This is a genomic window from Specibacter sp. BI4 (genome assembly GCF_056680095.1).
Genome location: NZ_CM155265.1, coordinates 2169581 through 2181375, shown reverse-complemented (window position 1 = coordinate 2181375; position 11795 = coordinate 2169581). Strand labels below are relative to the sequence as shown.

The following is an 11795-nucleotide window of genomic DNA, read 5'->3' as shown; positions in this document are numbered from 1 at the left end:
CTCCGGCTGCCTTCCCTCAGTGTGCGTTCCATCAGTGTGCTTTCCATCAGGGGAGGTAGCCGGAGGGCAGGCTTTGTTGTGCCGGACACGGGCCAAGCACCCGTTTCATGGCGGCCTTCTCCGCCGGGGTGACCCACAGGTGGTAGGCGGCCTTGACCGAGATTTGGCGGGCAACATAGTGGCAGCGGAACTTCTTGGAGGGGGGCAGCCAGGTGGCGGCGTCGCCGTCGGACTTCTCCTGGTTGGCCGGACCGTCCGCCGCCAACAGGTTCAAGGGATCGTTGGCCAGGCTCTCGCGTTGGATCGGAGTCAGCGCGGCGGCCCCCGTTTTCCAGGCGTTGCCCAGTGCCACGACGTGGTCAATTTGTACGGCCGCGCTGCTGTCCTTGCCCCGTTGGAAGTGGATTTCCTGTCCGGTGTAGGGTTCTTCGAGCACTCCGGAGGCTACTGTGCACAGGGATCCGCTGGTGAAGTTGGCATCCTGGAGGTCCCTGCGCAGCACGTCATTGCGGGTGTCGCAGCCGTTGGCGTCGGCGTCCAGCCAGGCTTCGCCAAAGGCGCTGCGCTGATACTCGGTGCCCGGAGCCTTGCCCTTGACCTGCAGCGTTTCCAACAGGGCCAGTGCCGTTCCGGGTCCGACAGCAACCACAGGCTTGCCCAGCGCCGGCGCCAGTGTGCTGAGCACCGGCGGCGGGCCGGCCCCGGGCTCAAACGGCCACCGGCCCGAGCTGTGCAGCCAGCCGGTCAGGACGATCAGGACAATCAAAGCCAGTGCAACAGCGCTGCGCACGGGAGCTGCTCGTGGTACGTCGGAAACGTCTAATGGTGCCGGCTCGCGGGCAAGTGCGTGCCGCCGCGGCGGATATACGGTGCGGCGGGGCCGGTAATCTTGCGCATGCCGTGCCATCTAACGTGCCCACCCCTGCCTCGCCCGGAGCAGCAAAGCGCAGACAGGATGAGGGCCCGCGAACGCTGTGGCGCATGGATCGTGATGGTTTAAGTCTAAAACGCGGCACCCCGGCGCACTCCCGGTTATCCACAGGTAAGGGTGGGTCTGTGGCATTTCCCTGCTCCGCGCAACCATTGCGGCAGGGAGATGCCCGGGAGTGTCACGGTCCAGCTAAGTCACCGGACCATCCGTCACCGCTACGTCGCCGCCGCGGTGAGAGGAGGCGCGGGATGGTGCAGTTGATGCCACCCATCGCCGATCCACGAATGTTCCCCGCGTGGGCTGTGGCCTCTTCCACAGTCTCCATGGCAAGGACACTGTGGCACGCATGCTCCGGGGAGGGTGGCAACGTGGCAGCACGAAGCCCCGCCCACTTGCGTGGACGGGGCTCGCGGGTTGCGCTCTAGCCGAGATTTGCGACCGCGAAGTCAGCCTCTTCGGCGGTGAATTTCTCACCATACTCACTGGTGAGCTGATCGCGAATGCCTTCTGGGGACATGGCCATTGTCTCCTGGTAGTTCTTAGCCGTGGCCAGGGCGTTCGCATTCCAGTCAGCGTCTATGGTGTCCACAGCATACTGGGCTGCCTCCGCAGAGAACTTGTCACCGTACTCACTCGTCAACTGGTCAAAGAGGCCGGCTTTGCTCATGTGCATAATCTGGGAATAATTCTGAGCACTTTTCAAGGCCGACTTGTATTCGCTCGGTACATCTTCGACCTTTGGTGCCGCCTCAACCGGAGCCGCTGCTGCTTCGGCAACTGGCTCGGCAACTGGCTCGGCAACCGGAGCTGCTGCCTCAGATACGACCGGCGAAGAGGCTTCGGTGCCTCCGCTCGCCACGTCCAGATCGGAGCACGCAGCCAGACCAAATGCCATTACGGCAATAAACGCAAGTGATGTCAACTTTTTCATTTGAACCCCATAAATTGATATTTGTGGATGAAAAAGCAGTCTATGAACAGGGTCTGACATTCACGGCTTTACTGCGGTTCGATGCCACCACACAGCGCAGGGAACACTGCTGCGCCATCCCCCGCCCCGCGTGCAGGGAAGTGCTCAACCAGGCGTGGCCGGGTTGGGCGGGGTGAAGTTCATGTGTTGAGAGGTTACCGAAAAGTGAAGTGGGGCGCAGAAATATGCGGAAGCAATCACCGGCCAATGAGCGCGGAAACCGGACCGCGAACCGAGGCTTTCCCGCTGGATCACCGGGAATATTTTGCCTGTTTGTTGGATAGGGCAGCCGATACGCCGGGTTTTGTCATCCGTCGCAGTTACCCACGGCGGAGAGGCAACCATCCATCTACGAACGCCGTTGCCGACGCCCTCTAGCAGCCTACCCAGGCACTCAGGCGAACAGCCCTCAAACATGCCCTGTCTGGCCTTGCTCCGGGCGGGGTTTACCGAGCTTCCCCAGTCACCTGGGGAACTGGTGGTCTCTTACACCACCGTTTCACCCTTACCCGCTCCAGCCTTTCAGCCGTGCGGGCGGTCTACTTTCTGTGGCACTTTCCTGCGGGTTGCCCCGAGTGGGTGTTACCCACCACCCTGTCCTGTGGAGCCCGGACGTTCCTCGAGCCACTTGCGTGACTCGCGGTTGCCTAGCTGCCCTATCCAGTGAACAAGTCTACCGTCTGGCCAGACAATGTTCGACGACGGGACCCTCTCGGGCGAGGCGGCCCCTGGGGCGCTGGTGACGCTGGCAGCAAGTTGTCGAGATTCTGCCGTAGCGGCTGAAAGCCGGGCTTGCAGGAAGTCCGGGAAAATAGGCTCTGGCGACTCTTCCGTGGGTAAATCCGTCGAGCACCCGCCCTCCAGGTCTGACTGTCGCTATTCGAGAGGCCCCACAATTGGATCCAAACGGCTCGGCCGGGGTGGAAGTGGAAATACACGCCGAGAATGGGTCGAACCCTCGTAGTTCTGAGGCCGTCTCGTCGAGAATGGTTCAAGCCCGCGAGAAGGCGCATCTTCGACGCATTCTCGCGGCCCAGGGTCATTCTCGGCGGAACGGGAAGAGGGACGCCGCGACCCAGGGCCATTCTCGACGCAGATCACACCCTCCGACACGAGTTTCCCGTACCACTGCGAAAGGAAACGGAGACGGCGCCCCGTATCTGCGCGAGGGTTCGCCAAAACAGCCCTTTATCTGAGCGAGGATCGGAAAGTGCGTGTCTGAGGGCGTGCAGGTGGACCCACCCACGGAAGAAGTCACAGAAAATCGCCATTTAGTCTAGCGGTTAATTAGCCAACAGGTTTACTATCGGTTCATGGAAACCGACGAACTCAGCAGGACTTTTTCGGCACTCGCTGATCCGACCCGGCGTGCGATCCTCGCGATGCTTTCGCGTGGCGAAGCCACAGTAAAGGACATTGCGGCACCGTTCGCCATGAGCCTGCCCGCCGTCTCCAAACACCTCCAGGTGCTTGAAAAGGCGGAGCTGATTTCCCGCGGGCGCAACGCCCAGTGGCGCCCTGCGCGGTTGAATGCCGCCGCGCTCGCCCCTGCGGCCGACTGGATCGACGACTACCGCCGATTCTGGGACCAAAGCTTCGATGCTTTGGAGCAACACCTCACACAGGAATCGAAAGGCAAGAACAATGAGTGAAACAACAGGCTCCACCGTCACCCGCATGTTCGCCGTGCCGCCAGAGTCCGTCTTCGACGCCTGGGTGACGCCGGCATCATTCGCCACCTGGTGGGGCGGACCCGACATCAAGATCCCGCTGGAGTCCCTGTCCATGGATGTTCGCGAAGGCGGGCTCTGGCACGCCACCATGATCCTTGGCAACGGCATGCCCGACTTTCATTGGCGCGGCGAGTACCTCGAAGTCGACCGCCCGAACAAGCTCGTCATGACCATGACCGACGAAGCCGGCAGCGAACGCGAACTTCTCACGGTGATCCTGACCGCCGTCGCCGGCGGCACCGAGATGCGTTTCAGCCAGACCGGCGGCCACCTGACACCCGAGCAGTACGAGGGCACCACAGCCGGCTGGCAGATCGCCTTCGACGCCCTGGTCGCGTTCCTCGCCGCCTAGTGCCTGTCCGCCAGTGCCGCGCACATCAGCAGCCGGAACACAGGGGGCCGGAGCGCAAAAGGTGCGGTCCGCCGTCGAGCATCAATGCACGACGTCGGACCGCACCCCTTATGCCCGGGCTACACCAGCGCTGTGGCCGGCTCGGCAGCGGCCTCCAGGTCCGGGAAGGCGCGCGGGTGAACCCCGGCCATTTCCTCCATGACCCGGACAACCTGGCAGCTGTAGCCAAATTCGTTGTCGTACCAAACGTAGAGCACCAGGTGCTTGTCGGTGCTGATCGTGGCCAGGCCGTCAACAATTCCGGCGCGCCGGGAGCCCACGAAGTCGCTGGAGACGACCTCGGGGGAATCGATGAAGTCGATCTGCTTGCGCAGGCCGGAGTGCAGCGAAATGTCGCGCAGGTAGGCGTTGACCTCATCCTTGGTGGTGCCGTTTTCAAGCGTCAGGTTCAAGATCGCCATCGACACGTTGGGGGTGGGGACGCGGATGGAGTTGCCGGACAGCTTCCCTTCGAGCTCGGGCAGCGCCTTGGCCACCGCCTTCGCCGCGCCGGTCTCGGTCAGGACCATGTTCAGGGCTGCCGAGCGGCCGCGCCGGTCACCCTTGTGGAAGTTGTCCGTCAAGTTCTGGTCGTTCGTGAAGGAGTGGACAGTCTCAACATGGCCGTGGACAATGCCGTACTTGTCGTTGAGGACCTTCAGCACCGGGGTGATGGCGTTGGTGGTGCAGGAGGCCGCCGTGACGATCTTGTCCTCCGGCGCGATGGTGGCGTGGTTGATGCCGTGCACAATGTTCTTCAGCGCACCCTTGCCCGGGGCCGTCAGCAGCACGCGGGACACGCCTGTGCTCTGCAGGTGCTGGGAGAGGCCTTCCTCGTCACGCCAGCGGCCGGTGTTGTCGACCACCAGGGCGTTGTGGATGCCGAAGCCGGTGTAGTCAATGGTGGCCGGGCTGTCCGAGTAGATGACCTGGATGGCGGTGCCGTTGGCCTGGATGATGTTGCGTTCCTGGTCCACCGTGATGGTGCCGTTGAAGGGGCCGTGGACGGAGTCGCGGCGCAGCAGGCTGGCACGCTTGGTCAGGTCCATGTCGCCGCCCTTGCGCACCACGATGGCGCGCAGGCGCAGGCCGTGGCCGCCGCCGGAGTGTTCAATGAGGATGCGGGCGAGCAGGCGGCCGATGCGGCCAAAACCGTACAGGACCACGTCGGTGCTGCTGCGTTCGTCGGCACCGAAACGGTCGACGACGTCGGCCAGTTCAGTGCGGAGGAAGGTCTCAAGGCTGGTCTCGCCCGAGTCCTTGAAACGCGCATTGAGCCGGGCCAGGTCAAGCGAAGCGGCACCCAGTTCCAAGGTGACGAGGGCCTGCAGCAACGGCAGGGTTTCTTCCACCGGCAGCTCCACCTCGTCGATCTGGCGGGCAAAGCGGTGGGCCTTGAGCAGGCTGATGACCGATTGGTTGATCAGCGACCGGCCGTGAATGTTGGTCAGGACATTATTTTCCCGGTACAGCCTGCCAATGAGCGGAATCATCGCTTCCGCCATGGTTTCGCGTCCGATCCAGGAATCCAGGACGGCGTCACTGTTGTTTGCCACGAGTTCTTGCACCACGTAATTATCCTCTTCCAGCTCAAAACACCCTTGGTTCAAGCCCCTCAAGTGTGACAGCGCACGCATGTTACCGGCGAGTTCAGTGATGCGGTTCACTAGACCGGTCCACCGCTCCGCGCGCCGCCTCTCCCCCGCTTCTCTCCCCCGCCCAAACGCTCGCTCAGCAATGGTCGACTTTTCACAAACGCTCGCTCAGCAATGGGGCGGTATTCCGAAACGCTCTCGCAATGGCGTCGATCCTGCATGAGTTGAGGGCATCGGGCGAACGGCTAAGCTCGAACGGTGCTGATTTTACTTCCCCCCTCTGAAGGCAAGACCCCTGCCGACGCCGGTGCCCCCGCCGACCTCGCCGAACTGAGCTTTCCCGAGCTGACGCCGGCCCGGCAGGAAGTTGCCGTGGCCCTGGCCGCCGTGTCAGGCGAGGACGACGCCTTGAGCCGGCTGGGCGTGGGTGCCTCCCTGCTCCATGAAGTCGGCCGGAACACCCGACTGGCCCACGAACCGGCAGCACCGGCGCACAGCATCTACACCGGAGTGCTCTTTGACGCCCTGGGCTACCAAAGCCTGACGGCGGCCCAAAAGCGCAAGGCCGATTCCGCCGTCGTGGTTGTCTCAGGCTTGTGGGGCGCCGTTGGTTTTGCGGACAGGATCCCGGCCTACCGCCTGTCCATGGCAGTGGGGCTGCCCGGGCTGGGCAAGCTGGCGAGCTACTGGAAGCCCCGGCTGGCGGCGGCGTTGGCCGGGCCCGCCGAGGGGCAGCTGCTCGTGGATTGCCGCTCCAGCACGTATGCGGCCGCGTGGGTGCCGGATGCCGAACGCACCGTGGCCGTCAACGTCTTCACCGAGCGCGACGGCACCCGCAAGGTGGTCTCGCACTTCGCCAAGCACACCCGCGGCGAACTGGCCAGGCACCTGCTGACCCGCCGCGGCAAGGCGCCCGAGACCCCGGCCCAGCTGGCCAAGGCAGCCGCGGAGAAGTGGACGGTGGAACTCGTGGCCGGCACGGCCCGCAAGGCGCACGCCCTGAACATCATCCTGGCGGACTGACCCGCCCCTCCCCCGGAATCCGTGACGGCGCACCCATAACGTGGGCGGCGCGGGGCGGGGGCCTCCTAGTCTTCGCCTGCCACCAGCTCGACTTCGAAGCCGTCGGCGTTTTCCAGGTAGGCCGCGTAGTGTCCGGGCCCTCCCGCGTACGGGTGCTTGTCCGGGAACATGAGCGTCCACCCGTGGCCCGCTGCTGCGTCGGCAAGGGCATTGACGTTCGACGCCGGACCGGCGGCAAAGGCGAGATGGTTCAGTCCCGCCCGGCGCCGCTCATGCGGACCTGTTACATCGGGTCCGGCCTCCAGGACGATGTACTCACCGGCGCCCTGCCAGCTGCCGCCATGACCCCATTCGGAAGCCGGCGTGTAGCCCAGCTGCTCCAGGAGCCAGCCCAGGCTGCGTTTGGCCCGGCCGTACTCCGCCACCCAAATTTCCAGGTGATGCAGACGGCCGGGCCCCGCGTGCGCTCTTATCCCCAGTCCTCCGAGCGGACCAGGATGGCACCGGAATCCGGGCAGAAGACAATCGTGTCCGGGCTGGCCTTTTTGATGTCGACGAGGTCACCGGCGCTGAGCTGCATGCCGGAGCCTTCCGATTTTCCGTGGAACAGGCGGGCTGCGCCCACACCGTATTTCGCCAGTGACCGGTCGTAGATCGCCATCAGTTCCGGCGCAAAAGTGGCAGCGAGTTCGGCCCGTTCGGCCAAGGTGGCGTCGCGTTCCATTTTCAAGGCACCCAATTTGCTGCGCACCTCGTCAAGAACTTCGTCAAGAACCGACTGCATCTGTGCCACGAGATCTCGTTCGGCCTGCGCCTTGGTTGTTGCCTCCTCGAACGCCTCCATGGCCTCCAGCTCGGTGTCTTCAAGATCGGCGCGGCGCTTGGCCAGCGACTCGATCTCACTTTGCAGCGCCATCAAGTCCTTTGACAGGCCGGTGCCGCTGTTGAGCTTCGCCTCGTCGCGCTCGATGCGTGCCACTACCGCGGCCACGTCGTCCTCAGACTTGGTCAGGGTGCGCTGGGCGTCGCTGACGGCGGTGTCGAGGACCACGAGGTCGCTCTTGGCCACCGTCACCCCGGCGTGGAGATCCGGAAGCCGGGGATCATCCTTCAGTGCCTTGGCCTGGACATCGAGCCCCCGTAGTTTGCCGTCCAGTACCTGAACATCCAACAAGCGCATCTGCTCGCCCGGTGCTGCCTTAGCCATGTAAGTCCTCCTGCTACATCAAGTGGTGGTTATTCCTAGGGCAAGCCTAGTTCCCGGGCGTGAGTATAAAATCCCACGGGTCCGTGTTTGTCTGGCTCACGACCAGTTCAGCTGCAAATCCCTGGTCGGCGAGGACATTGCCCAGCGCCGTGGCCGCAGCGGGGAGCCACAGCCATTCGCTGGCAAAGTGCGAGAGGTCGATGAGGAAAGGCTTGCCGTCCGCCCGCGCTTCACGGGCTTCCGACGCCGGATGGTGGCGCAGGTCGGCCGTGACGTACACGTCGGCGTCGCTGGCCCGGACGGCCTCAAACAAACTGTCCCCTGCGCCGCCGCACACCGCCACCTTGTGCACGAGTGCGTCCTTGTCACCGGCGACCCGGACACCTCCGGCCACCGCAGGCAGGGTCAGGAAGATCCTCGCGGCCAGCTCGCCGAGCTTCTCAACCCCCGGCAGCAGGCCGACACGGCCAATTCCCTCTTCAACAAGCCCGTGCGCCGCGGGCATGAGCGGCTGCGCGTCTGTCAGGCCCAGAACGTCGGCGAGCACATCGGAAACACCGCCCACGGCACTGTCACCGTTGGTGTGCACTGTCAGCAGCGCGCACCCGCCCTCGATCAGCCTGTGCACGGCCCGCCCCTTGCCCGAGGTGGCGGCCACCGAATTCACGCCCTTCAACAACAAGGGATGGTGGGTGATGAGAAGTTGCGCCCCCCATTCGAGTGCCTCGTCGATGACCTCGATGGTGGGGTCCACGGCGAACATGATCCTGTCCACCTCGGCCTCGGGCCGTCCGACCACAAGGCCTACACGGTCCCAATCCTCAGCCAGGGATTCCGGCCACAGCTCTTCAACTGCAACAAGAATGTCCGACAGCACGGGTGTTTCCAGCGGCTCCAGCCCGGCATCGTGCAACTCTCCGTTGACCAGGCCGGTGTCCGGGTCCGGCCCGCCGTCCTGCTCGTTGTCGCCGCCCCACACGCCGTCGCTGCCGTCGTCATCGGTGCCGTCTTCGTCGCTGCCTTGGTGCGCCGGGACAAGTCCCAGCACGGGGCCCGCAGTGCCGGCCGGCTCCGCAGCGTACCGGACATCGTGTTCCGTGCCAGCCCCAGCGTCAGCGTCAGCGTCAGCGTCAGGATCAGCGGACACGCCCTCCGCGGTGCCGGCCGACGCGTCAGTTCCTGGGGTGGCGGACCCGCCTTCCGAGGCGCCGGGGGTTGCTGCCTGGGCCGCGGGGGCGTCGGTGCCCTCGGCAGCTGCGTCAGTTCCGGCGTCGGGCGTGGGAAGAAATGGTTCCTTGCTCATGTTCCTACCTTACTGGCGGCAGGGCCCTGCGGCGGACTGGAATGCCCGCCGGGAATCTTGTGGGCCCCAAATGACTTATAAATGAATATGAAGACTTTTGTATTGGGCGGCGGCTGCTTTTGGTGCCTCGATGCCGTCTACCAAATGACCAGGGGCGTGGAATCGGTGGTTTCAGGCTACACAGCCGGTGCACTGCCCAATCCCACCTACGAACAAATCTGCACCGGGATGACGGGCCATGCGGAGGTGGTGTCGGTGACCTTCGATGAAACAGTCATTCCCGCGGACACCATCTTGGACATGTTCTTTGTCCAGCACGATCCAACCACCTTGAACCGCCAGGGGTACGACGTCGGCACCCAGTACCGCTCGGCCATGTACTACCGCGATGCGGAGGAAGAGTCACTGTTCCAGGCGGCGATTGCACGGAACCAGCCGCTGTGGGCCGACCCGATTGTCACGGAAGTGTCGCCGGCGGAGGTTATCTACCCGGCCGAGCACTACCACCAGGACTTTTACGCCCAACGGCCGGAAGTTGGGTACTGCCAGGTCATTATCAACCCAAAAATCGCCAAAGTAAGAAAACATTACGCGAAGTGGCTGACCGCCTAGAACCCCCAATGGCGACTCGCTACGCTGGCGGGTATGCACAGCGTGCGGACCCTGCCATGCCTTCGCGGTTTTCCACACCCGTCTCACCCTTCGCAGCAATCGCAATTGTCCGCAGCCCACCGTTTCACGAAAACTTAAGGATCCTTCATGGCACCTATTTATGACAATGTCACCCAGTTGGTTGGCCGCACCCCGCTGGTGCGCCTGAACCGCCTGACAGAGGGACTGGCCGCGACCGTGGCCGTGAAGCTGGAATTCTACAACCCGGCCAACAGCGTCAAGGACAGGATCGGCGTCGCCATTGTGGACGCAGCCGAGGCCGCTGGCGAACTCAAGCCCGGTGGCACCATCGTGGAAGGCACCTCCGGCAACACCGGCATCGCCCTGGCCATGGTGGGCGCCGCACGCGGCTACAAGGTCATCCTGACCATGCCCGAGACCATGTCCACCGAGCGCCGCGTCATGCTCCGCGCCTACGGTGCCGAGATTGTCCTGACACCGGGTTCGGAAGGCATGCGCGGGGCAGTGGACAAGGCCAAGGAAATTGTGGCCACCACCGAAAACGCCATTTGGGCCCAGCAGTTCGCCAACCCGGCCAACTCCGACATCCACCGCGCCACCACGGGTGTGGAAATCTGGGAGGACACCGACGGCGCCGTCGACATCCTGGTTGCCGGCATCGGCACCGGCGGGACCATCACCGGTGCCGGCCAGCTCCTGAAGCAGCGCAAGCCCGGTGTGCAGGTTGTGGCTGTGGAACCCATCGATTCGGCCATCCTCAACGGCGGGGCACCAGGCCCCCACAAGATCCAGGGCCTAGGCGCAAACTTCATCCCTGAAATTCTTGACCGGGACATCTACGACGAGGTCCTTGACGCCACCCTTGAGGATTCGGTGTCCGTGGCCCGCGCACTCGGCAACCAGGAAGGCATCCTGGGCGGCATTTCCGCCGGCGCAGCCGTGTGGGGCGCCCTGGAACTGGCCAAGCGCCCGGAGAACGCCGGCAAGCTGATTGTTGCAGTGGTCCCCGACTTCGGCGAACGCTACATTTCCACCGTGCTCTACGACGACATCAGGGGCTGATCGCCTCTTCCGCGTTGCCGGAATAATTCCCGCATCATTGACGCTGTTGCTGTCAGTGGTGCGGGTCTTCTGGTCTGCGGCCCTGCGGCAGCAATCGGTAGCCTTGGCTGCGCGTTGCTGCAGGTGCGGCACATCGTGGGCGTCTCCCCGCGCATGTACGACAATCCACGCCAGGAATCTTCTGTGGCGTCAACTGAAAGAAGTCTGTGGGATTTTTCAGCAGAATACGTGAAGACCTCGAGTCGGCCCGATCGCATGACCCGGCCGCCCGCGGTTCCGCCGAGAACTTTTTCGTCTACTCGGGCCTGCATGCCATCTGGGTGCACCGCCTGACGCACAAGATGTGGGCCAACCCCGGGCTGCGTTTCCCCGCCCGGGCGCTGTCCCAGCTGGCGCGTTTTGCCACCGGCATCGAAATCCACCCGGGGGCCACGATCGGCCGGCGCTTTTTCATCGACCACGGCATGGGTGTTGTCATTGGCGAGACCAGCGAGATTGGCGACGACGTCATGATCTACCACGGTGTCACGCTCGGCGGCCGCTCACTGGCCAAGGTCAAGCGGCACCCCACCATCGGCAACCGGGTCACGATCGGTGCCGGTGCGAAGGTCCTGGGACCCATCACCATCGGCGACGATTCCGCGATCGGGGCCAACGCCGTCGTCGTCAAGGACGCCCCGACCAATTCCATCCTCACAGGTGTCCCGGCCACGTGGCGGCACCGCGATGCCAAGCGGGAGATGGCCCCGGCCGTGGACCCGGCGGAGTACATCGACCCCGCGATGTGGATCTAGTTTTTCCTGGGGACGACGGCGGCCGGTGGCCTTCCCCTGGGAAGGTCACCGGCCGCCGTACTGCTTCATACCCTGCGTTGCTGCCCCGCCGCACCCCGGATACTAAAACCGATATTAAAAACTGGCCCGCGGTTGTGGTCGTAAAAACACCGA

12 protein-coding genes and 1 other RNA gene are annotated in these 11795 nt (G+C 63.9%); 6 read left to right on the top strand and 7 right to left on the bottom strand.

What is annotated here, in order from left to right; translation table 11 throughout:
• Positions 1-46 precede the first annotated feature (46 nt).
• The 3 genes from AC1L6K_RS09995 to rnpB all read right to left on the bottom strand — a co-directional run bounded on the left by AC1L6K_RS09995 (position 47) and on the right by rnpB (position 2560).
• On the bottom strand, positions 47-790 hold the full coding sequence (locus AC1L6K_RS09995) for an HNH endonuclease family protein (protein WP_480952529.1): 744 nt from the start codon (positions 788-790) through the stop codon (positions 47-49).
• A gap of 562 nt (positions 791-1352) precedes the next feature.
• A complete protein-coding gene (locus AC1L6K_RS09990; protein WP_480952528.1) occupies positions 1353-1862 on the bottom strand; it encodes an Ltp family lipoprotein in 510 nt (169 codons plus the stop codon).
• A gap of 316 nt (positions 1863-2178) precedes the next feature.
• Positions 2179-2560: RNase P RNA component class A (rnpB, locus tag AC1L6K_RS09985), an RNA gene on the bottom strand.
• 654 nt (positions 2561-3214) lie between these two features.
• On the opposite strand from rnpB, the gene AC1L6K_RS09980 reads away from it, so the two are divergent.
• Together AC1L6K_RS09980 and AC1L6K_RS09975 are read left to right on the top strand one after the other, a co-directional pair.
• A complete protein-coding gene (locus AC1L6K_RS09980; protein ID WP_480952527.1) occupies positions 3215-3553 on the top strand; it encodes an ArsR/SmtB family transcription factor in 339 nt (112 codons plus the stop codon).
• Positions 3546-3986, top strand: a complete 441-nt coding sequence (locus AC1L6K_RS09975) for an SRPBCC family protein (RefSeq protein WP_480952526.1) — start codon at positions 3546-3548, stop codon at positions 3984-3986. The genes AC1L6K_RS09980 and AC1L6K_RS09975 overlap by 8 nt, the downstream gene beginning before the upstream one ends.
• Before the next feature lie 119 nt (positions 3987-4105).
• Here the strand turns inward: AC1L6K_RS09975 and AC1L6K_RS09970 are convergent, their stop codons facing one another.
• The gene (locus AC1L6K_RS09970; protein ID WP_480952525.1) at positions 4106-5596 is read right to left on the bottom strand and encodes a glyceraldehyde-3-phosphate dehydrogenase; all 1491 of its coding nucleotides are present in this window, start codon (positions 5594-5596) and stop codon (positions 4106-4108) included.
• Between the two features lie 282 nt (positions 5597-5878).
• Here AC1L6K_RS09970 and AC1L6K_RS09965 point away from each other — a divergent pair, with 282 nt between their 5' ends.
• On the top strand, positions 5879-6643 hold the full coding sequence (locus tag AC1L6K_RS09965) for a YaaA family protein (protein WP_480952524.1): 765 nt from the start codon (positions 5879-5881) through the stop codon (positions 6641-6643).
• 65 nt (positions 6644-6708) lie between these two features.
• Here AC1L6K_RS09965 and AC1L6K_RS09960 read toward each other — a convergent pair whose 3' ends face one another.
• The 3 genes from AC1L6K_RS09960 to AC1L6K_RS09950 are packed head-to-tail and all read right to left on the bottom strand — an operon-like array spanning position 6709 to position 8763.
• Positions 6709-7080, bottom strand: a complete 372-nt coding sequence (locus tag AC1L6K_RS09960) for a VOC family protein (RefSeq protein ID WP_480952734.1) — start codon at positions 7078-7080, stop codon at positions 6709-6711.
• Between the two features lie 32 nt (positions 7081-7112).
• The gene (locus AC1L6K_RS09955; RefSeq protein WP_480952523.1) at positions 7113-7850 is read right to left on the bottom strand and encodes a zinc ribbon domain-containing protein; all 738 of its coding nucleotides are present in this window, start codon (positions 7848-7850) and stop codon (positions 7113-7115) included.
• Positions 7851-7896: 46 nt separating this feature from the next.
• The gene (locus AC1L6K_RS09950; RefSeq protein ID WP_480952733.1) at positions 7897-8763 is read right to left on the bottom strand and encodes a Nif3-like dinuclear metal center hexameric protein; all 867 of its coding nucleotides are present in this window, start codon (positions 8761-8763) and stop codon (positions 7897-7899) included.
• 477 nt (positions 8764-9240) lie between these two features.
• Here AC1L6K_RS09950 and msrA point away from each other — a divergent pair, with 477 nt between their 5' ends.
• The 3 genes from msrA (at position 9241) to epsC (ending at position 11642) form a co-directional block, all read left to right on the top strand.
• Entirely contained in the window at positions 9241-9765 is a 525-nt protein-coding gene (msrA, locus tag AC1L6K_RS09945) for a peptide-methionine (S)-S-oxide reductase MsrA (protein WP_480952732.1), read from the top strand.
• Between the two features lie 147 nt (positions 9766-9912).
• Positions 9913-10848, top strand: coding sequence for a cysteine synthase A (gene cysK, locus AC1L6K_RS09940; RefSeq protein ID WP_480952522.1), 936 nt, complete (start codon positions 9913-9915; stop codon positions 10846-10848).
• A gap of 206 nt (positions 10849-11054) precedes the next feature.
• A complete protein-coding gene (gene epsC / locus AC1L6K_RS09935) occupies positions 11055-11642 on the top strand; it encodes a serine O-acetyltransferase EpsC (RefSeq protein ID WP_480952521.1) in 588 nt (195 codons plus the stop codon).
• Positions 11643-11795 lie beyond the last annotated feature (153 nt).